The organism is Sulfitobacter litoralis (assembly GCF_900103185.1).
In the GTDB taxonomy this organism is placed as follows: Bacteria; Pseudomonadota; Alphaproteobacteria; order Rhodobacterales; family Rhodobacteraceae; genus Sulfitobacter; species Sulfitobacter litoralis.
Window position 1 is genome coordinate 88,369 of the sequence record NZ_FNJD01000004.1, and the last position, 21,074, is coordinate 109,442.

General features: G+C 59.3%; 20 protein-coding genes. 10 read left to right on the forward strand and 10 right to left on the reverse strand.

Going from position 1 to position 21,074, the window contains the following annotated elements; translation table 11 throughout:
- Positions 1–33 precede the first annotated feature (33 nt).
- A complete protein-coding gene (locus BLQ98_RS04925) occupies positions 34–435 on the forward strand; it encodes a DUF2177 family protein (RefSeq protein ID WP_093732231.1) in 402 nt (133 codons plus the stop codon).
- 77 nt (positions 436–512) lie between these two features.
- Here the strand turns inward: BLQ98_RS04925 and BLQ98_RS04930 are convergent, their stop codons facing one another.
- Together BLQ98_RS04930 and BLQ98_RS04935 are read right to left on the reverse strand one after the other, a co-directional pair.
- A complete protein-coding gene (locus BLQ98_RS04930; protein ID WP_093732232.1) occupies positions 513–1,076 on the reverse strand; it encodes a pseudouridine synthase in 564 nt (187 codons plus the stop codon).
- The gene (locus BLQ98_RS04935; RefSeq protein ID WP_093732233.1) at positions 1,073–3,541 is read right to left on the reverse strand and encodes a penicillin acylase family protein; all 2,469 of its coding nucleotides are present in this window, start codon (positions 3,539–3,541) and stop codon (positions 1,073–1,075) included. Before BLQ98_RS04935 ends, BLQ98_RS04930 begins: the two co-directional genes overlap by 4 nt.
- Positions 3,542–3,589: 48 nt before the next feature.
- Between BLQ98_RS04935 and BLQ98_RS04940 the strand changes: the two genes are divergently transcribed.
- The gene (locus BLQ98_RS04940; RefSeq protein WP_141135302.1) at positions 3,590–4,513 is read left to right on the forward strand and encodes an NAD(P)-dependent oxidoreductase; all 924 of its coding nucleotides are present in this window, start codon (positions 3,590–3,592) and stop codon (positions 4,511–4,513) included.
- 45 nt (positions 4,514–4,558) lie between these two features.
- Here BLQ98_RS04940 and BLQ98_RS04945 read toward each other — a convergent pair whose 3' ends face one another.
- Positions 4,559–5,125 carry a lipid-binding SYLF domain-containing protein gene (locus tag BLQ98_RS04945; RefSeq protein ID WP_093732235.1) on the reverse strand — a complete coding sequence of 189 codons (567 nt, stop codon included), beginning with the start codon at positions 5,123–5,125 and terminating at the stop codon, positions 4,559–4,561.
- 143 nt (positions 5,126–5,268) lie between these two features.
- Positions 5,269–6,267 carry a porphobilinogen synthase gene (hemB, locus tag BLQ98_RS04950; protein WP_093732236.1) on the reverse strand — a complete coding sequence of 333 codons (999 nt, stop codon included), beginning with the start codon at positions 6,265–6,267 and terminating at the stop codon, positions 5,269–5,271.
- A gap of 152 nt (positions 6,268–6,419) precedes the next feature.
- Between hemB and BLQ98_RS04955 the strand changes: the two genes are divergently transcribed.
- Positions 6,420–6,947, forward strand: coding sequence for a component of SufBCD complex (locus BLQ98_RS04955; RefSeq protein ID WP_093732237.1), 528 nt, complete (start codon positions 6,420–6,422; stop codon positions 6,945–6,947).
- A gap of 31 nt (positions 6,948–6,978) precedes the next feature.
- Positions 6,979–10,467 carry a transcription-repair coupling factor gene (gene mfd / locus BLQ98_RS04960; protein WP_093732238.1) on the forward strand — a complete coding sequence of 1,163 codons (3,489 nt, stop codon included), beginning with the start codon at positions 6,979–6,981 and terminating at the stop codon, positions 10,465–10,467.
- Positions 10,468–10,516: 49 nt separating this feature from the next.
- Here the strand turns inward: mfd and BLQ98_RS04965 are convergent, their stop codons facing one another.
- From BLQ98_RS04965 to mazG, 5 genes are all read right to left on the reverse strand, one after another.
- Positions 10,517–11,335 (reverse strand): tellurite resistance TerB family protein, encoded by an 819-nt coding sequence (locus BLQ98_RS04965; RefSeq protein WP_093732239.1) that lies wholly within the window; start codon positions 11,333–11,335, stop codon positions 10,517–10,519.
- Between the two features lie 142 nt (positions 11,336–11,477).
- Complete coding sequence (locus BLQ98_RS04970; protein WP_093732240.1) at positions 11,478–12,890, reverse strand: protein adenylyltransferase SelO; 1,413 nt, start codon at positions 12,888–12,890, stop codon at positions 11,478–11,480.
- Between the two features lie 42 nt (positions 12,891–12,932).
- Positions 12,933–13,382, reverse strand: a complete 450-nt coding sequence (locus BLQ98_RS04975) for a GNAT family N-acetyltransferase (RefSeq protein WP_093732241.1) — start codon at positions 13,380–13,382, stop codon at positions 12,933–12,935.
- Positions 13,379–14,320 (reverse strand): nucleoside hydrolase, encoded by a 942-nt coding sequence (locus BLQ98_RS04980; RefSeq protein WP_093732242.1) that lies wholly within the window; start codon positions 14,318–14,320, stop codon positions 13,379–13,381. Before BLQ98_RS04980 ends, BLQ98_RS04975 begins: the two co-directional genes overlap by 4 nt.
- A gap of 72 nt (positions 14,321–14,392) precedes the next feature.
- The gene (gene mazG, locus BLQ98_RS04985) at positions 14,393–15,217 is read right to left on the reverse strand and encodes a nucleoside triphosphate pyrophosphohydrolase (protein WP_093732243.1); all 825 of its coding nucleotides are present in this window, start codon (positions 15,215–15,217) and stop codon (positions 14,393–14,395) included.
- Positions 15,218–15,279: 62 nt separating this feature from the next.
- Between mazG and BLQ98_RS04990 the strand changes: the two genes are divergently transcribed.
- From BLQ98_RS04990 to BLQ98_RS05000, 3 genes are all read left to right on the forward strand, one after another.
- Entirely contained in the window at positions 15,280–16,449 is a 1,170-nt protein-coding gene (locus BLQ98_RS04990) for a M20 aminoacylase family protein (RefSeq protein WP_093732244.1), read from the forward strand.
- Between the two features lies 1 nt (position 16,450).
- Positions 16,451–17,428 carry an agmatinase gene (gene speB, locus BLQ98_RS04995; protein ID WP_093732245.1) on the forward strand — a complete coding sequence of 326 codons (978 nt, stop codon included), beginning with the start codon at positions 16,451–16,453 and terminating at the stop codon, positions 17,426–17,428.
- A gap of 72 nt (positions 17,429–17,500) precedes the next feature.
- Complete coding sequence (locus tag BLQ98_RS05000) at positions 17,501–17,932, forward strand: DUF1499 domain-containing protein (protein ID WP_093732246.1); 432 nt, start codon at positions 17,501–17,503, stop codon at positions 17,930–17,932.
- On the opposite strand, the gene BLQ98_RS05005 is transcribed toward BLQ98_RS05000, so the two are convergent.
- Positions 17,873–18,178: a hypothetical protein gene (locus BLQ98_RS05005; protein ID WP_208596020.1), complete on the reverse strand. Its 306-nt coding sequence runs from the start codon at positions 18,176–18,178 to the stop codon at positions 17,873–17,875. The two genes, BLQ98_RS05000 and BLQ98_RS05005, sit on opposite strands and share 60 nt — an antisense overlap.
- A gap of 62 nt (positions 18,179–18,240) precedes the next feature.
- Here BLQ98_RS05005 and prfA point away from each other — a divergent pair, with 62 nt between their 5' ends.
- The 3 genes from prfA (at position 18,241) to BLQ98_RS05020 (ending at position 21,026) form a co-directional block, all read left to right on the forward strand.
- Positions 18,241–19,296: a peptide chain release factor 1 gene (gene prfA, locus BLQ98_RS05010; RefSeq protein ID WP_093732247.1), complete on the forward strand. Its 1,056-nt coding sequence runs from the start codon at positions 18,241–18,243 to the stop codon at positions 19,294–19,296.
- Entirely contained in the window at positions 19,293–20,135 is an 843-nt protein-coding gene (prmC, locus tag BLQ98_RS05015) for a peptide chain release factor N(5)-glutamine methyltransferase (RefSeq protein ID WP_093732248.1), read from the forward strand. Before prfA ends, prmC begins: the two co-directional genes overlap by 4 nt.
- A gap of 216 nt (positions 20,136–20,351) precedes the next feature.
- Positions 20,352–21,026 (forward strand): DUF4167 domain-containing protein, encoded by a 675-nt coding sequence (locus tag BLQ98_RS05020; protein ID WP_093732249.1) that lies wholly within the window; start codon positions 20,352–20,354, stop codon positions 21,024–21,026.
- The last annotated feature ends 48 nt before the right edge of the window (positions 21,027–21,074 follow it).

Genomic DNA, 21,074 nt, shown 5'->3' on the forward strand with positions numbered 1-21,074 from the left:
ATTAGGGAGCGTTGATTTTTCCCGGAGCCCCCGATGACTTTGATTATTCTTTATGTACTGACATTCGCGATCTTTCTGGGGCTCGATTTTCTGGGCCTCAGCTATTTGATCAAACCGGTTTTCAGCCGTGATATCGGCCCCTTGCTGCTGGACCAGTTCCGGCTGCTGCCTGCCTTTGTCTTCTACGCCTTCTATATTGCTGTGCTGCTGTACTTCGTCAGTTGGCCCGCGATTGCGCAGGATAAATCCTTGCTGTGGGTTTTTTGCAATGCGGCGCTGATCGGGGCCTTGGGGTATGGCACCTATGAGTTCACCAACCTCGCGACGTTGAAAGACTGGACACCGCAGATGGTGGCGACGGATTTCTCGTGGGGGGTGGTGCTGACCGGGACCTCTGCCACGTTGGGCGTCTGGGTCACGCGGGTGTTTTCCTGACGGTTCAGGGGGTCAGGGAAGAGGGGGGCCAGCCCCCCGGCCTTTGGCCGCCCCCCGGGATTTAGGGCCATTCGGAATTAGCGGCCAAGCTCGGACGAGAAGCGCCATGCGCCGGGTTGGAGCTTGTGCAGTTCCCAGTCACCAACGCGCGCACGGATGAGGCGGAGTGTCGGTAGCCCTACATGTGCTGTCATGCGGCGGACCTGCCGGTTGCGGCCTTCGGTGATGGTAATCTCGAGCCATGCGTCGGGCACGGATTTACGAAAACGTACGGGCGGGTCGCGATTCCACAGGGGGTCGGGCGGGTCGATCAGCCGCGCCTTGGCGGGGGCGGTTTTGCCGTCTTTGAGCATCACACCGCTGCGCAGAGCGCTAAGGGCCTGTTCATCCGGCGTGCCTTCTACCTGAACCCAATAGGTTTTGGCCAGTTTGTATTTCGGATGCGAAATGCGGGCCTGAAGCGGGCCGCTGTCGGTCAAGACCATGAGCCCTTCGCTGTCACGATCGAGCCGGCCAGCAGGATAGAACCCTTTTTCGTCAATATAGGCAGACAAGGTCGGACGCGGCGATCCTTCGGTGCCTTTATCGGTGAATTGAGACAGTACGCCGAAAGGTTTGTTAAACAGGATAACGCGGTTCATGGGGTCTCCGGTATCAGCTTGGTGATGCCAACGGGGGCAGCGCGGGCAAGATCCTCGTCGAGCGACATGGGGATGTATTCGCCGCGCCGCCAGAGCTGTGCCAGATCGTCATAGTAGTCTGACAGGAAGTGCCCCGACTGCCCCGTCGAGGTGACAAACACCGATGAATCCGGGTCGGCGAAGTCATAGACACCGCGGAACCCTGCGCCGTGGACGTTGGCAAAAGGATCAGGCCCCGTGCCCCGTGTGCGGCCCCGCAGCAGCGTGTTGTCGCCACCTGAGGTCGACTGACGGATGTTCATGAAGTAGCGCAGCACGGGCACTTCGCCCAGGGTCTGGTGGTCGTGGGTTGCCTGATGCGCGTCGCCCCACCGCAGGGATTCAAGCTGGCTGCCCCAAGTTTCATTGATCCAGACTAGCGCATCGTCCAGCGCCAGACGCGCCATGTCGGGGCAGGTTTCTTTCGGCGCGGATTGCAATACATCGCACCAAGCAGCGGCACCGTCCACATCGCGGAAGACGCGTTCAATGAACAGCGGATCGACGTGGTCATATTCCTGTGCCAATGCGCCCAGTTCGTCCTGGATCAGGCGTTCTTGCAGCGCGCGCACCCAAGCCGCATAGATCAGCGGTTCGGGCAGGTGTTCGTTCATCTCTCCTGACCAGCCTGCCAACAGGGTAAGCGCCCGCTGGCGTTGACGTTCAGGCGTGCCGTCAGGCGCGGTTTCGCCCGTGAACCAAAGTTCGGCACCGATCAACGGAAGCAACGAGCGGGCCGTAAAGCTGACCGTATCAAGCTGCGCTTCGATAAAGCTGTCACGCGTGTGGACCTGCCGGCGCTGCATCAGGCTACGCCAACGCTGGATACGTTGGGTATCGCCCCAAAGGAAGGACACGTGGTTGGGAAAAGGCCGGTCGACGGTTTTGTTGTTCGTATTGCCGAGTATCCCCCCGCGCGGCGAGAGGAATTCGGGATTGGCGCTATAGGGCAAGCGACCTTGCCAGCGGTTGGCAGCGATCCACCCGGGCGTGGGCATCCGCCCTTGGCTTTGGTGGTCTGCGTCACGGGCAGGCAGCGCGCCGATGGTTTTCATCGCGATCGTGTTTACATCCACCAGCGTCAGGTTCTGCGACGGTGCGATATAGGCCTCGCCGGATGCGATCCCTTCCTCGACGGTCTTTGCCTCCATCAGCTGCATCGCGGCGGCGATAGAAGTATCGGCGGGATCAAGCGCGGTCCAGTTTAGCGCAGCGACATGGCCGGGTGGCGTGATTGCCGCCAAGTTATAGTGGCTGCCCGGTAGCACCGGCCCGTTGTCCGTCCAGCGCAGGGTCAGCGTGATGGGGTCGGCGTCTTTGACGGTGATGATTGATGCGCGTTTGCTGAACCTTTTGAACCCGTCGGGGGTGCGGTATTCCTCTGAGTTGTCGGGGTTCAACTCTTCGATATAGACGTCCTGATCGTCGGCATAGGACGATGTGATACCCCAGCCAAGCGCACTGCTGCGGCCTGTCAGCACCACGGGGATGCCGGGGATGGTACCGCCGATGACACCGCCCGATTGCAGTTCAAGCCGTGCGAGGTACCAGATGGTCGGTGCGGTAAAGCCCAGATGCGGGTCATTGGCGATCAGCGTCCCCCCCGAGGCAGAACGATCCCGCGCTGCGGCCCATGCGTTTGATGCGCCCGCAAGGTCAAAGGTTTTGAACGGTGACAGGGGCGACGGATCAAGCGGGATATTGGCGGCGAATTGCGGCAGGCCCGGTGCCAGTTGGGCATATTCAGGCAAGGCTGCGATGCCGCTGCCCGGCGCGTCGGGTAGGATGTCGGCCAGCCGATCTTGATCTGGCAGGGCAAGCGACGTGCGCGCACGTTTCACCTCGGCATCCAGATGGCCCGACAGCTGTAGCGCCATCAGCTTGACCAATGCGACGGAATCCGCCGCACGCCAAGGGGCAACGGGGGCATCGAACAGCAGCATTTCAGGGGCACCACGGCCTAAGGCTTCTTTGTTGATCTGGTCCAGACGCGCATTCACACCTTCAGCATATGCGTCTAGCGCCGCACGGGTCTTGGGGTCGAGCGCCTGAAGCGACTGCACCGACAAAGTATAAAGATCAAATCGGCGCAGCAGACGGTCTATGCGCACGGTGGCGGTGCCAAACACCTCTGAAAGGCGCCCCTGAACCGTGCGGCGCATGGTGATCATCTGCCACAGACGGTCTTGCGCATGGGCGAAACCCAGCCCGTAGAACACATCGCGGTCATTCTCACCGAAGATATGCGGCACATTGGCATTGTCGCGCACGATCTCTACCTCGGCGCTGAGGTGGGCCACCTTAACCGTATCATCATATTCGGGCAGCGACCGCGAGGCGAGCCAGTAGGCCCCGCCAACACCAATCACCGCGATCACCACCAACAGCGTTGCAATTCGCATCAGCCACCGAAAAACCACTGCCATGTCACGCTCCTGGGTAATATCCGGACGCAATTGACCAATGTGCGCGGGATGATAGGTTCCCCACAGGCAATAGCGCAACTGAATGGCAAGGAAAAGACGATGACAAAGCTCGCATTTTTGGGACTGGGTGTGATGGGGGGGCCGATGGCCGCACATCTGCAAAAAGCGGGACATGACGTGACCGTCTATAACCGCACTACGCAAAAGGCCCGCGCTTGGGCAGAGACACACGGTGGCAAGATGGCAGAAACGCCGAAAGCCGCTGCCAAGGGGGCGGAAATCGTGTTTTCCTGCGTGGGTAATGATGATGATCTGCGGTCGGTTTGCCGAGGCGACGATGGCGCCTTTGCGGGCATGGACGAGGGCACGATCTTTGTGGATCACACCACCGTATCGGCAGCTGTCACGCGCGAATTATATGCTGCTGCCGCTAAGGGCCAGATCAGCTTTGTCGATGCGCCAATTTCGGGGGGTCAAGCGGGGGCCGAGAATGGCCAATTGTCAATCATGTGCGGTGGCGACACCAGCGCGTTTGAAAGGGCGTTGCCCGTGATGGAGGTCTACGCCAAAATCTGCCGTCGCCTGGGCGGCAGCGGTGCCGGCCAAATGACCAAGATGTGCAACCAGATCGCCATCGCTGGTCTGGTCCAGGGCCTGAGCGAAGCGCTCCATTTCGCCCAGAAGGCCGGATTGGACGGGCGCGATGTGGTCGAGGTGATCAGCCAAGGTGCCGCTGGCAGCTGGCAGATGGCCAACCGCTACGAGACGATGCTGGATGATAAGTTCGACCACGGGTTCGCCGTAGATTGGATGCGCAAGGATCTGGGGATTTGTCTGGATACCAGCAACGAGATTGACGCGAGCCTGCCTGTCACGGCGCTGGTCGACCAGTTCTATAAAGATGTGCAGAAAATGGGTGGCGGACGTTGGGATACGTCGGCGCTGTTCAAACGATTGAACGCTTTGGGGTAGGGAAAAAGCTGCCCGACCCGCACAGATGCAGGTCGGGCGTATCCCTTAGGGGATGATGCGCGAGTATTTGGTGCCTTCGAGCGTCGCGCCAAGCCGCAGACCGGCGCGGCCGAATACCGCCGCCACGACAGGGGCAAGCGCGGTCGTCGTGTCTGCCTCAACGCTTTCGCCACGGTCCGAGATGACATATTCCAGATCGGCACCCGCAGCCCAACCGGGGGAGCGGCGAAAATCGCTTAGGGCGGCTTCGGTCATAAAGAATAGCACGTGAGCATATTGCTGCGCGCCAATTTGCAGCCCGCCAGTTGCCTTGGTGACAGAGTAATAATCGACAGTCACATTGTTCACTTGCAGCGCGCCACGGCCATAGGCCCCGCCAAAGCCAAGCCCGGCTTCGGTCACAAGCGGCATCACAAGCATGCCGTTCGATTTATCGGCCAGTTGCCGCGTGTTGGGATAGGTGCGGTACATGGCGTCAAGCGTGGCTCTTACACGCGCATCTATCATCCCGCTGCCACGGCTGCCCACACCGTTGCCACATGCCGCAACGGCACCCGCGCTTGCAATCGCACCCAAGGCAAAAGCCCGGCGCGAGAAAGTGTTGTTTGTCATAGTGTTCTGCCTGTAATTATCAATACCGGTTCATCCGGTTACCTTGCGACCATATGCGCAAAACCCGCGGGTGTCACGGATTTAGGGCCTAAATCGGCGATGATCTGCCACGTTTGACGTGATTTACCCGCGCAAACGCAGAATTAACCGTTCATCAGCCGCGCCACTGAAGGGGCGAAATAGGTCAACACCCCGTCACATCCCGCACGCTTAAAGCCCATCAGGCTTTCCATCATTACGCGTTCTTCGTCGATCCAGCCATTCTGCGCAGCGGCCTTGACCATGCTGTATTCGCCCGACACCTGATAGGCAAAAGTCGGGGCGCCGAAACTGGATTTTACGCGGTGGCAGATATCAAGGTAGGGCATGCCGGGTTTGACCATGACCATATCGGCCCCCTCTCGCAGGTCGCGTTCGATCAGGCGCAACGCTTCGTTGCTGTTAGCGTAGTCCATCTGATAGGTCTTTTTATCGCCGGTCAGTGCGCCGGATGCACCAACGGCATCGCGGAACGGGCCGTAGAACGCCGAGGCGTATTTCGCGGCGTAGCTCATGATCATCACATCCGAATGGCTGGCAGCTTCAAGGCCGGCGCGGATCGCGGCGATACGCCCGTCCATCATATCCGATGGTCCGATGATATCCGCGCCCGCATCCGCCTGTGCCAGCGACATCTTGACCAGCGCTTCGACCGTACGATCGTTCACGATGATCCCGTCTTCGACAAAGCCATCGTGGCCGTTGATATTATAGGTATCCAGCGCCACATCCGTCATGATGACCATATCGGGCACAGCCTTGCGGATCGCACGAATGGCGCGGTTGGCATTATTTTGCGGGTCCCAGGCGCCGGCGCAGTCTTCTGTCCGGTCCTCTATCCCGGTGTAGGGAAAGATGCACATGGCCCCGATCCCAAGATCCGCGGCCTCGCGAGCGGCCTCGACCAGCTTGTCGACGCTACGACGATAGACACCGGGCATAGAGGGCACGGGCTCTTCCACACCGTCACCGCTGCGCACAAAGACCGGCCAGATCAAATCCCCCAAAGACAGCGTATTTTCACGCACCAAGGCGCGCACACCTTCGGATTGGCGGGTACGGCGCAGGCGGGTGGCGGGAAAGGGGGCTTGTTGGGGTCTCATGTAAAATACCTCGGATGCTTTGGCGCAAGGCTTGCCATGTATTTTTGCACGGCTCAAGGCTAGGAATTTCGCCTGACCGTCGTTATGACTGACATTGGATTGTAGGGCAGCACGTCTGAACGCAATGATTTCACTCAAAAGACGAGCGCACCTTGACCCTCTATCAGACAATCTTCGAAGTCATCGACATGCGATCTTTCTCTAATCTGTGGTACTGGATTGCCGTAGCTGTGGTCTGGTCGTCGGCCAGTCATTGGGTGTTGGGCGTGCCCTTTGATCTGGTGTTGCGGGCGCGGCGCAATGGCGAACAGGCGCTCGCTGACCTCGAGGATCTGGCCCGCATCAATGTGAACCGTATTCTTTATATCACCCAAGTGTCAGGCATCTGGATTATCGGCTTTAACTGCTTTTTTATGACGATGCTGTTTACACTGGCGATATTCTACGACTTTGAATTCGCCCAAGCCGTACTGCTATTGGCATTTCCGCTGTCGTTGGTTGCCCTTCTGAGCGTGTCGACTGCGCAGCAAATCCGCGAAGATTCCGGCACCGGCGAACGGCTGATCAAACGCCTAAACCGTCACCGTCTTTACACCCAGATCATCGGAATGTTCTCTATTTTCGTCACATCGATGTGGGGGATGTATCAAAACCTTTATACGGGTCCGTTTGGCGGTTGAAAAACACGCGATCGGATACAGGTAACTGCTGATGTCACAAAAATCCCAAATCACGCTTTCCGGTGTCCCCGAAGGCTTTGATGCACAGGCAGTGCTGAACGAACTGGGCAAAAGTGGCTCGCCTGTGTTGCATATTGCACGCGATGACAAGCGCATGGCAGCGATGCAGGCCGCGTTGCGCTTTTTCGCGCCGGATGTGCCGGTAGTTGTGTTTCCGAGCTGGGATTGTTTGCCCTATGATCGTGTATCGCCCAATGCCGATATTTCGGCGCAGCGCATGGCGACGTTGGCCGGGCTGGTGCATGGGATGCCGGACCAATTCATTCTGCTCACCTCTCTGAACGCCGCGACGCAACGGGTGCCGGCACGCGATGTGCTGCGAACTGCCGCGTTTTCCGCCCGGGTGGGTGACCGTATCGACGAATCCGCATTGCGGGGGTTTCTGGTACGCATGGGGTTTGTGCAAAGCCCGACAGTGACCGAACCGGGGGACTACGCGATCCGCGGTGGCATCATTGACATTTTTCCACCCGGTGACCTTGGCCCCGTGCGGCTTGATCTGTTTGGCGACACGCTGGACGGCGCGCGGCGCTTTGATCCTGCCACGCAGCGCACCACCGAAAAGCTGGAACTGATCGAACTGGCCCCCGTCAGCGAGGTTATTCTGGACGAAAGCGCGATCACCCGTTTTCGCCAAAATTACCGGATCGAATTCGGGGTCGCGGGCACCGATGATCCGCTGTACGAGGCGATCAGTGCAGGCCGCAAGCATCAGGGTGCGGAACACTGGATGTCGTTCTTTCACGAGACTCTTGAGACGCTGTTTGATTACGTCCCGCAGGCCACGATTACGCTGGACGACCAGCTCACGGCGCAGCGCTTGTCACGGTGGGACAGCATCGCCGACCAGTATGAAACCCGCAGGCTGGCCATGGCGAACCGGTCAAAGATGGACAGCGTGTATAAGCCCGCGCCGCCCGAAGGTCTGTACCTGACCGATACCGCATGGGAAACGGCGTTAATCGGCAAGCGCGTGATCAGCTTCAAGCCGCTGCCACAGCCTACGGGACCGAATGTATTGGACGCTGGCGGACGTCTAGGACGTAACTTTGCACCTGAACGACAACAGGAAACTGTTAGCCTTTTCGGGGCCTTGGCAACGCATCTTAAAGAGAAACTTCAAGACGGCCCCGTGGTCATGGCCAGCTATTCCGATGGTGCCCGTGAACGGCTGACCGGCCTGATCGAAGATGAAGGCATGGGGGAGACCATCGCCATCAAGAACGGCACGCGGATTGGAAAACGCGGGTTGCATCTGGCGGTTTGGGCGTTGGAACACGGGTTCGAGGCCCCTTGGGAAAGCGGCAGCAGCACGTCAAAGCTGACCGTTATCTCTGAGCAGGATATTCTTGGCGATCGCTTGATCCGCTCTGCCAAGCGCAAACGCCGTGCCGACAACTTCTTGACTGAAACTCAATCCCTAAGCCCCGGTGATCTGGTCGTGCATGTGGATCACGGCGTGGGTCGGTATCTGGGGATGGAGGTCGTGACCGCTGCGGGTGCCGCCCACGAATGTCTGCTGCTGGAATACGCCGAAAACTCTAAACTGTATCTGCCGGTCGAAAACATTGAGCTGCTGTCGCGCTATGGGCACGACGAAGGGTTGCTCGACAAGCTTGGCGGCGGCGCATGGCAATCCAAAAAGGCTAAGCTCAAGGAACGCATCCGCGAGATGGCGGACAAGCTGATCCGCATAGCCGCCGAACGAGCGCTACGCAAAGCGCCTGTCATGGACCCGCCGCCAGGCATGTGGGATGCGTTTTCTGCACGCTTTCCCTATGCCGAAACCGACGATCAGCTTAGCGCGATCTCGGACGTGTTGGACGACCTGACCAGCGGCAATCCAATGGATCGGTTGATCTGCGGCGACGTGGGATTCGGCAAAACCGAAGTGGCAATGCGCGCGGCCTTTGTAGCGGCGATGTCGGGGCTACAGGTGGCCATTGTTGCGCCCACAACCCTGTTGGCACGCCAGCACTATAAATCCTTCGCCGAACGCTTTCGTGGTTTCCCGCTTGAAGTCCGCCAGCTGTCCCGCTTTGTCAGCGCAAAAGAGGCGAACGCCACGCGCGATGGCATCACCCGTGGCACGGTCGATGTGGTCGTTGGCACGCATGCGTTGCTGGCGAAAAGCGTCAAGTTCAAGAACCTTGGCCTGCTGATCATCGACGAAGAGCAACACTTTGGCGTGGGCCACAAAGAGCGCCTGAAGGCGATGCGCACGGATATTCACGTGCTGACACTGACCGCAACGCCGATCCCTCGGACCTTGCAGCTGAGCCTTACGGGCGTGCGCGACCTGTCGATCATCGGCACGCCGCCCGTCGACCGTTTGGCGATCCGCACCTATGTCAGTGAATTTGACGCCGTAACCTTACGCGAAGCGCTGCTACGCGAGCATTACCGCGGCGGGCAATCCTTCTATGTGGTGCCACGCATTACCGATCTTCCAGAGATCGAGGCGTTTTTGAAGGACCAACTGCCCGAGCTGACCTATCTTGTCGCCCATGGCCAGATGGCCGCCGGAGAGCTGGACGACCGGATGAACGCATTCTACGACGGTAAATATGACATCTTACTGGCGACCACGATCGTGGAATCCGGTCTTGATATTCCGACGGCCAACACGATGATCGTGCACCGTGCCGATATGTTCGGACTGGCGCAGCTGTATCAGATCAGGGGCAGGGTGGGCCGATCCAAAACCCGCGCCTATGCCTATTTGACAACCAAACCCCGCGCTAAGCTGACCACCACTGCCGAAAAACGACTGCGGGTGTTGGGCAGCCTCGACACGCTTGGGGCAGGCTTTACGTTGGCGTCACAGGATCTGGATATCCGCGGGGCCGGCAACCTGCTGGGCGAAGAGCAATCCGGCCAGATGCGCGATGTGGGCTTTGAGCTTTACCAATCCATGCTGGAAGACGCGATTGCCAAGATCAAGTCGGGTGAGCTAGAAGGCATGATCGACGACGACGGCCAATGGGCGCCGCAGATCAATCTGGGCGTACCGGTGCTGATCCCCGAGGACTATGTGCCCGATCTGGATGTGCGTCTTGGGCTTTATCGTCGCTTGTCCGAGCTGACCACCAAGGTCGAGCTTGAAGGCTTTGCCGCCGAGCTGATCGACCGCTTTGGCAAGCTCCCACGCGAGGTGAACACGCTGATGCTGGTGATCCGGATCAAGGCGATGTGCAAACGTGCGGGAATTGCCAAGCTCGACGGGGGCCCCAAGGGCGTCACGATCCAGTTCCACAACGGTAAATTCGCCTCGCCCGAAGGGTTGGTCAGCTTCATTCATGACCAACGTGGCCTGGCGAACGTCAAAGAGAACAAGATCGTTGTCAAACGGGACTGGAAGACCGATGCCGACAAGATCAAAGGGGCTTTTGCCATCGCCCGTGATCTTGCAGAGCACGTGATCGCCAAGGAAAAGCAGACCAAAAAAGCAAAAGCCTGACCCGTTGCGGGGTCAGGCTTTCATGGTTGTTGCGTAAAACCGGATCGCGTCAGGTATAAAGCGACGGTACACCCATCTTTTCATGGATATCGTTCACTTCAGCAGCTTGCATGCCATAAGCGCTGGCCAGTTTGTGCAAATACTGCGCCTCTTCCTGCGTATCCAGATCGATGGCCAGCAGAGACATCGCGTAGATCTGCGGCCCCATACCCTCTGGCGTTTGGGCAACCAACGCATCCACGTCCACTGGTGCCGCCATCTGAGCCTGTACGAAGGCGGCCTCGTCGGCGTCAGCTTCGTCCAGATGGTTCAGCAGCTTTTCGCGTTCATTGTCATCAAAGATGCCATCTGATTTCGCCGCTTGGATCATCGCCGCGATCATAAGGGCCGCGGTCGACTCTTGATCGCGCGAGGGGGTGATTTCAGGCGTGGGGTTACTGTCGAATTGGGAGTTTAAAACGGCACCAAAGTCAGCCTCGGGGCGTTCGGGCGCAGATTGGGTCTTCTCTCCCAATCCACCCAAGAGCCCGCCGGCACCGGCAGCGCCGGCCAATCCGCCCAACAGACCTCCCAGCCCGCCAGAGGAGCTTGCGCCACGGCTGCCACCCAGCTGGTTCAACAATCCGCCTAAACCGCCGCCGCTGGCCCCCGAAGAACCGCCCATCAGCCCGCCAAGCATATCTTGCAAGCCGCCGCCGCTGCTGCGCGACGCGGTGCTGCCACCTGTCAACCCGCCAAGCAGACCGCCCAAGCCGCCGCCACTGCTAGCACGGCCGGAGGTGGATTTGTTCTTATTCATCATGGCGTTGGCCCCTTTGGCCACAGCCACGCCGATTGCCACTTTGGCCAATGTTTTCATCAAGCTCATTGTCGGTAATCCTTCTGGGTCTGATCGACTGCAAGTCTGTTGCAGTTTATCGAGCAAAACAACTGAAAGATCGCGGGGGTTCCCGCCTGAAAATTGGCCTGATGTGTTGGGAACGGGCGACCTGCGCCGTGTCTCCGCTGTATTACGTGCCGCAGAAGGTCGCGGGGACGATTTCCTGCGCTGTGGGGGCGCTGTGCAGTTCAGGGTCAGTTTCTTGATACGGGCGGGCAAGGGCGGCCATCAGGCGGTGAAACGGATCCATATCGCCGGCGACGGCGGCGTTGATCATCGCCTCTATCCGGTGGTTGCGCGGGATCACGGCAGGGTTGGCGGCCTGCATGATTGCTATGGGGTCGGGTTCGGATGCATTACGTTCTTGCCATGCATCATGCCAATTGGCAAAGGCCGCGCGGTCGGTGAACTGATCAGCGGCATTTTCCCCCGACAGAGCCCGAAACGCGTTGGTGAAATCAGCACCATCCGTTTGCATAAGTGACAGCAGCGCGTCAACCAAAGCGGTATCCTCGGCTTTGGGGGTTGTGATCCCGATCTTGGCGGCAAAGCGTTTGAGCCAGGCCTCTTCAATCAACGCGGGCATGGCGTGCACGATCTCTGTCGCCTCGGCGACGCCGGATTCAGGATCGTCAAGCTGCTGCAACAGCGACGTTGCCAGCTGCGCCATATTCCACACGACGATCTGCGGCTGGTTGGCATAGGCATAGCGCCCCTGACGGTCGATAGAGCTGAACACGCGATTGGGGTGGAATGCGTCCATAAAGGCACAGGGGCCATAATCAATTGTTTCGCCCGAGATGGCGCAATTGTCGGTGTTCATTACGCCGTGGATAAAGCCCACGGACATCCATGCCGCGATCAGATCGGCTTGGGCAGCACAAACGGCACGCAACAATCCCAAAGGACCAACGGCTTGCGGATAGTGACGCTGGATGGCGTAATCGGTCAAACGGCGCAGGTTCTCGGTCTCGCCCCGATGGGCAAACACCTGAAACGTCCCCACGCGCAAATGGCTTGCGGCGACGCGGGTCAGCACGGCACCGGGCAGGGCAGTTTCGCGAAACACGTCTTCGCCGCTTTGCACCGCTGCCAAGGCACGGGTTGTTGGGATGCCAAGGGCGTGCATTGCCTCTGACACCACATATTCGCGCAGCACTGGCCCCAGCCAAGCACGCCCGTCGCCACCACGCGAATACGCCGTGCGGCCCGATCCCTTGAGCTGGATGTCGCGACGCTGGCCATTTGCATCCAGCACTTCACCCAGCAGAATCGCGCGGCCATCGCCGAGCTGCGGATTATAGTTGCCAAACTGATGCCCCGCATATCGCTGCGCCAACGGATCGGCACCCTCGGGCAGTTCGTTCCCGCCAAAGATAAAGGCCAGATCGTCATGTGACCCGTGGGTGATCCCCAGCGTTTTGGCCAAAGGCGCATTGAACGCCAGCAGTTTGGGGTCGGCCACAGGGGTTGGCGTGGTGCGTGTGAAAAAGCCATCGGGCAACGCCGCATAGCTGTTATCGAAGGGGGCTGTTAATGTCATAAGGCAGATATAGGGTCCACGCGCCCTTTGTGCCAGCCCGCGTCAGAATTTGCGCGACATGAACATATAGTTTTCACGAGGGCGAAAGCCCGCACGGTGGTACAGCTTTTGCGCGATCGCGTTGCCGCGCTCTACCTCAAGGTGGATTGCACGCAGACCACCGCCCGCCAGTGCGTTCGGTACGGCCAGCAACGCTTCGGTGGCGATACCGCGCCCACGCACACCGGGCCGCACATAGATTTCGTCGATGATCGCATCCAGACCGCCAAATTCGACCGACCATCCGAAGGTGATGATGATATAGCCGATGGGAGCACGCGCCGGGCCAATCAGATAGGCAACACCGTAAGGCGTGCCTTCCAGCAGCGGTGCCAGACCGTTGTGGCGGTCGTCATCCGTCTGCTCGATCCCGGTCTCAGCATGAAAGCTGGCCACAAGGGCGACCAGCCGGTCCAGATGTTCGGGCTTGGCGAGGGTGAATGACGCGCTCATAGACGAGCCAACCGTTCTGTTAGCAGCGCAAAGAAACCGTCGGCATCCAGATCATTCATAAAAGTCGCATTGGGGGCGCGGTCTGTCACCCCCCACCAATCGGCCACGGTCATGCCCATGGTCAGCTCTGACTGTGTCTCGATCTCTACGTTGATGTGGCGGCCGCTGAACAAATCGGGATTGATCAGATAAGCGGTGACGCAAGGGTCGTGCAGCGGCGCCCCGTCAGAGCCGTATTTCTCTTTATCGAACCGTTCGAAAAAGTCGGTCATTTCGGCAACGGCGATGCCCACAGGGGACCCGATTGCGCGGAAAGCATCGTTGCGGGCCTTGGTCACCAGCGCCTTATGGGTCACATCAAGCGGCATCACAACAATAGGAGCGCCTGATTTAAACACAATGTCAGCAGCTTGCGGGTCGACGTAAATGTTGAATTCAGCCGTAGGCGTGATGTTTCCGCCTTCGAAATAGCCGCCGCCCATCAGCACGATCTTGGCAATGCGGTCGGCGATATCGGGAGCTTTCTGCAGCGCGGTCGCGATATTGGTCAGCGGCCCTAGGGGGCAGAGCGTGACCGTACCCGGTGCGTTCTCGCGCAGGGTATCGATGATGAAATCAACCGCGTGCCCCTCGGCCAACGACATCGTAGGCTCCGGCAGGTCGGGGCCGTCCAATCCGGTTTTGCCGTGCACATGCTCTGCCGTGACCAGATCACGACCCAAGGGACGGTCGCAGCCAGCAAATATCTTTACGGCGCGCTTGCCGGCCAATTCACAAACAATCCGCGCATTTCGGGAGGTGAGGTCCAGAGGCACGTTCCCCGCGACACAGGTGATGCCCAGAATATCGATCTCTTCCGGGCTTGCCAGAGCAACAAGGATCGCGACGGCATCATCCTGACCGGGGTCCGTATCGATAATTATCTTGCGCGGTGTCATGGGCTCTCCTGTCTTGGTTGTGCCAGAGCCTTGCCGCAAGTGCCGCGACTTGTCCAGCAGGCACGGGCGGACCTAGCTGCGTTCCGCCCGTTTCACATCATCCCACAGCGCATCCATTTCAGCCAGATCACTGTCAGACGGCGTTTTTCCCTGTGCGGCCAACCGTGCCTCTACACCGTTGAAGCGACGAATGAATTTGGCGTTGGCAGCGCGCAGGGCAGCTTCGGGCTCTACCCCCAGATGACGCCCCAGATTGGCCATGACGAACATCAGATCACCGTATTCCTCGGTCACCTCGGCTTGGGTCAGGGTATCGCGCGCCTCGACCAGTTCGGTCGCTTCTTCGGTGATCTTGGCGATCACATCTTCGACCTGCGGCCAGTCAAACCCCACGCGGGCCGCACGTTTTTGCAGCTTGTAGGCGCGCAGCAACGCCGGAAGCCCCACGGCCACGCCATCAAGCGTCCCCCCTTGGGCCTTGCCAGCACGTTCTGCCGCTTTGATCTTCTCCCAGTCGGCGGTCTGTTGTTCGGCTGATTTATCGCGGCTTTCATCGCCGAAAACATGCGGGTGTCGCGCGACCATCTTGTCCGAGATATTGCGCACCACCGACTGAAAGCTGAAACGCCCGTCTTCTTCGCCCATGGCCGTGTGATAGACGGTCTGGAGCAGCAGATCGCCCAACTCTTCCTCAAGCTCGGGCCAGTCGCGCCGTTCAATAGCATCGGCAACTTCATATGCTTCTTCAATGGTATAGGGGGCGATGCTGTCAAAATCCTGTTCGATATCCCACGGGCATCCGGTTTGGGGATCACGTAGGCGGCGCATGATTTCCAGCAAGCGTTCGATCCCGGCGTCCTGATCGTGGATCAACGCATCATTTCTTGTCTCGGCCATTGCAGCCCCCATGTGTCTGATGTCAGATGCAACCTGACCAAGATCCCCACAGGAGTCCAGTAATGCCCGTCGTCAACCGTATCGCGGATTATGCCCCCCAGATGACAGAGTGGCGCAGATATCTGCACACGATCCCCGAACTGGGGAATGACTGCTTTAAAACAGCGGCTTTCGTGGCCGACCGCCTGCGTGAATTTGGTGTAGACGAGCTGCACGAGGGGTTTGCGACAACTGGCATCGTCGCCATCATCAATGGGCAAGCTGACGGGCCGACCATCGGATTGCGTGCCGATATGGACGCGCTGCCGATCCCCGAGGAAACCGGGCTGGACTATGCCAGCACCCACGCAGGCAATATGCACGCCTGCGGGCACGACGGGCATACAACGATGCTGCTAGGCGCGGCGAAATATCTGGCGGAAACGCGCAATTTCGCGGGCCGCGTGGCGCTGATTTTTCAACCCGCCGAAGAAACCGGCGGCGGGGCCGAGGTGATGGTCGAGGAAGGCATTCTGGACCGGTTCAACATCGGCCAAGTCTATGCGCTTCACAATGCGCCTGGATTTGACAAGGGCGGCTTTTATACGTCCCCCGGCGCGATGATGGCGGCGGTCGATGAATTTCACATCCACATCACAGGCTTGGGCGGACATGGTGCCACGCCACATCTAACCCGCGATCCGGTCGTTGCCGCCTGTGGCATTGCAACGGCGCTGCAAACCATCGTCAGCCGCAACCACTATGCGCAGGATGATCTTGTCGTCTCGGTCACGCAAATCCACACGGGCACCACAGATAACGTGATCCCCGAAACTGCCTATATCAACGGCACGGTACGCAGCTTTGACAAAGACGTGCAGGCCATGGTGATCCGCCGGATGGAGCAAATTGTCGCCGGCCAAGCCGCCAGCTATGATGTCAGCGCGACACTTGAATATGAAAAGGGCTATCCCGCGACGGTGAACACCCCCGAAGAGGCGGGGTTTGCCGCAGTGGTCGCGTCAGAAATTGCGGGCGAGGATCACGTCATCGCAGACAATGGCCGCGAGATGGGGGCAGAAGATTTCAGCTACATGCTTGAAAAACGCCCCGGTGCCTATCTGTTCATCGGACAGGGCGATACGGCAGGGCTGCACCATGCGGCCTATAATTTCGATGATGAAATTGCGCCCGTGGGTGCATCCTTCTTTGCCCGTATCGTTGAACGGGCCCAACCATTGGGGGCCAAGTAACATGGGGTTAGAAGACGCAAAGAACCAAGTGGATCAAGCCTTTACCCGCGATGACCTAAAAGGGCCAAGCTTCGAGAACGCCTTTGGCGGGGCCACGTCCTTTCTGCGGCGGCGCTATACCAAAGATCTGCGCGGCGTGGACATCGCGGTGACCGGCGTGCCGTTCGATCAGGCCGTGACCAACCGACCCGGCACGCGTTTGGGTCCGCGCGCGATCCGCGAGGCGTCGTCTTTGCAGCCCTATGATCCGCCTTATGGTTGGGATTTCGACGTGCTGAGCGAGTTTGCAATCGCAGATTTCGGTGATCTGGCATTCGACTATGGCCATACCAGCCAGTTCCCCGGGGCGTTAACCAGCCATATCAAAGGGATACTAGACGCAGGTGCGGCAAGTGTCACCCTTGGCGGGGATCACTACATCAGCTTTCCGATCCTCAAGGCCTATGCCGAAAAATACGGCCCTATCAGTCTGTTACAGTTCGATGCGCATTCAGATACGTGGCCCGATGACGATATGGACCGGATCGACCACGGCACGATGTTCTACAAAGCCGTGAAATCGGGTATTGTTGATCCCAAAACCTCGGTTCAGGTAGGTATCAGGACGACCAATCCGGACACGCTGGGGGTCACTACGATCGACGCGCGCGAGGTGCATGAAAAAGGGCCACAGGCCGCAGTTGCTAAGATAAAACAAGTACTTGGAGACCGTCCTTGTTATCTTACATTCGATATTGATGCGCTTGATCCGGCTTTTGCACCGGGCACAGGCACACCGGTTTGGGGCGGGCTCACGACCGCGCAGGCGGCGATCATAATGCGGGATCTGGCCGGCATCAACATTGTGGGCGGTGATATTGTCGAGGTATCTCCGCCGTTCGACACAACCGGCGCGACAGCGATTGCTGGTGCCCATGTGGCGACTGAAATCTTATGTCTGTTGGGATGGAACATGCGGCAAGCCAAGGCCGGAAAATAGCGACTGGCAGAGCGTTCTGCGTTGGCGGGACGCTCCGCGGGGAGTTTAATCGGCAAAATGAAGGTGAAGATTATGATGATGTTTTTCTGGGTCGTTTTGGCGATTTTCGTGGGGCTACAGGCCTATATACGTCTGGCTCCTGCGCCGGCCTCTCGCTGGGAACTTGGCGCGGTCGACAAGGCCCCCGGCGACTATCCGTCAGAGGGTGGTTTTATGGCAGTGCGGCATCTGGACAATGACGGCTCTGCGTTCCTACAAAACTTTGACACCGCCATGCTAGAGCTCCCCCGCACAGAGCGTTTGGAGGCTGGCATTGATCAGGTGCTGTATGTCACGCGGTCGGGTTTTTGGGGCTTTCCCGATTACACCAGCGCGGCTGTCACGCAGGTCGAGGGTACGGACCATTCCCGAGCCATCGTGTCTGGGCGCTTGCGGTTTGGCCGCTCAGATCTGGGTGTGAACCGCAAGCGGCTGCGAAAGGTTCTGGCCCAGATCGGGGTCTGATCGCAGCGCAAGACCCGGACAGGATGTGCCAATGTCGCGCCACATCGGCACATTCAGCGACATCTGGCACTCCGCGGCAAACCGGCGGCCGTTCACATCAAGGCAGATGGTTTGCCCCAGTTCGACCCGTTGCCCCTCGCGGTCCGTGCAATAGCATTCAACCGGTTTGCGGGCCGGGGATGAGGGTTCCGCCGCAAGGGGCGGGGCAAGGCAGATCAGGCTAAAGACCAGTGAAATGCGTTTCATAGGTAAATCATAGCACAGGCTGCCTCTTGACCATAGCCACTCTATCGGCGACATCCAGCAGTATGATCCCCATGGACCGCCTCGCCCAAATCACCCAACGTTTCCAGTTTCTGGAGGCGTCGATGTCTGCTGGCTCTGACGGGGCGGATTTTGCCAAGCTGGCCAAGGAATACGCCGATCTGCGGCCTGTGGTGGAACAGATCGACGCCTATCGCCAGTTGCTGCAAGGCATGGACGACGCACGCGCCATGCTGAAAGACCCCGAGATGGCGGAGCTGGCCGAGGAAGAGCTGCCGCGCCTGAAAGCCGCCTTGCCGCAGGCGGAGGCTGATTTGCAAGTGGCCCTGCTGCCGCGCGACGAAGCTGACAAAAAGCCCGCGATGCTTGAAATTCGCCCCGGGACAGGTGGCGACGAGGCGGCGTTATTCGCAGCTGACTTGCTGCGCATGTACCAACGGTATGCCGAAGCGCAGGGCTGGAAAGTCGAACTGATCGAACAGCAGTTTACCGAACTTGGTGGTGTGAAAGAGGTCGTGGCCCATATCAAGGGCGAAAACGTCTTTGCGCGGCTCAAGTACGAATCCGGCGTGCATCGGGTGCAGCGGGTGCCATCGACCGAGAGTGGCGGGCGCATTCATACCTCTGCTGCGACCGTCGCTGTGCTGCCAGAGGCCGAAGACGTCGATATCCACATTGGTGCCAATGACTTGCGGATCGATACAATGCGCAGCTCTGGCGCGGGCGGGCAGCACGTCAACACGACCGATTCTGCCGTTCGGATTACCCACTTGCCGACAGGGCTGGTTGTCACGTCCTCCGAGAAATCACAGCACCGGAACCGCGAGATCGCGATGCAGGTGCTCAAGGCGCGACTATATGACATGGAACGCCAGCGGGTCGATGGTGAGCGTTCGGCCAACCGTGCCGCGCAAGTGGGCTCGGGGGATCGCTCGGAACGGATCAGGACCTATAACTTCCCACAAGGACGCATGACCGATCACCGTATCAACCTGACGCTCTACCGCCTAGAGGCCGTGATGCAAGGCGATCTGGACGAGATCATTTCGGCGCTGACAGCTGACGCGCAAGCGCAGCTGCTGGCCGAGATGGGTCAGTGAGCGCGCCCACTGCAGCGCAAGCGATGGTGGCCGCCACAGCGCGTTTGCGGGCTGCGGGCGTGCCCGATCCGGCGCGGGATGCGCGCATCCTGTTGGCACACGCGGCTTCTGTCGATGCGGCGCGCGTCACCCTGATCGCGCCCGAAGAGATCGCCCCCGATATTGCAGAGCGGTTCGAAAAACTGGTTTCCTTGCGGGCGGTGCGTGTGCCGGTGTCGCATCTGGTCGGGCAGCGGGCGTTCTACGGGCGTGACTTCAAGGTCAGCCGGGATGTGCTGGACCCGCGCCCCGAAACCGAATCCCTGATAGAACTGGCGCTGTCCGAGCCCTTTGAGCGGGTGCTAGATCTTGGAACGGGGTCGGGCTGCATCCTTGTGACGTTGCTGGCTGAACAACCTGAAGCGTGCGGCGTGGGGCTTGATCTGTCCGAAGCTGCCTGCTTGCAAGCCAGCGCCAATGCGGTGCTGCATGGCGTTCAGGCGCGAGCCGAAATCCGGCAGTCCAATTGGTTTAGCGCGGCCGAAGGGCGGTTTGATCTGATCGTGTCGAATCCTCCCTATCTGGCGAAAAGCGAGATGAACGATGTCTCTCCTGAAGTGCGGCTGCACGAGCCCGAGATGGCGCTGACCGACGGACAGGACGGGCTGAGCGTGTACCGAATTATTGCCGCGCAGGCGCAGGGCTTTTTGACCCCGACGGGTCGTGTTCTGGCAGAGTTCGGCTGGCAGCAAGGCCCTGACGTTAAGGCAATTTTTGAAGCCGCCGGATGGGGCCGGGTGCGGATCTTGCCTGATCTGGGCGGACGTGACCGGGTCGTTTGGGCCGATACACCAGCATAAAGCTGCTAAAACTTGGCGTTTGGCTATGTTTTTCGGTAATTTCTGCTTGCTCCAAGACCATAGCCGTGCTTATTCAAGGGTGTTGCAGCGGTGGATGCTTTTTTGGCGGTCCCGCGCGGCGTTAAGCCCAACAGAGCGTAAAGCTAGCCTTTCAGGGACGCATCTGCGTCCGGCAGCTTATTCCGAAGCCCAGCATAACAAGGCTGAACTGATTACATGAAATCTTCCAGATCACGGTCCCGGTCCAAGAATACTCGCAACCGTCAGCCGCAGGGTGGCAACGTCGTTAACCGCGTTTTCGACAGTTCCGGCCCCGAAGGCAAGGTACGCGGCACGCCGCAGCAGATTATCGAGAAATACAACCAGTTGGCGCGTGATGCCCATCTCAGCAATGACCGCGTGGCGGCAGAGAACTTTCAGCAGCATGCCGAACACTACCTGCGGATGTTGTCCGAGGCACAGCGCGAGATCGACCAGCGTCGTGACCAGCAAGAACGTGAAAACCGTGAACGTCAGGCTGAGCGTGACCGCGAGCGGGTAGAGCGTCAGGAACGCGAAGCGGCGCAAGGCGGGCAGAATAACGCTGATCAACCTGCTGCAGATGCCGACACAGGTGATAAGCCAGACAGCCAACAGCAGGGCAACAACGGTAATGCCGATGCGCCCAAGCGTCGCCGCCGCAGCAACCCGAACCAGAACCAGAACGACAACGCGCCCAAGTCGGACAGCGACGGCCAGCAAGATGGCGATGCACCCGAAGACAACCTTGTCGAGACACCCGAAAACAAGCCCAAGCCACGCCGTGCGCCGCGCCGCAAGCCTGCCCCGAAGGCAGACGCTGACGAGTCCGCCAAGGACAACAACGGCGACCAGCCTGAAGCGGCAGAATAAACACTTTGACAATGTAGAAAAGGCCCCGCGATTGCGGGGCCTTTTGCG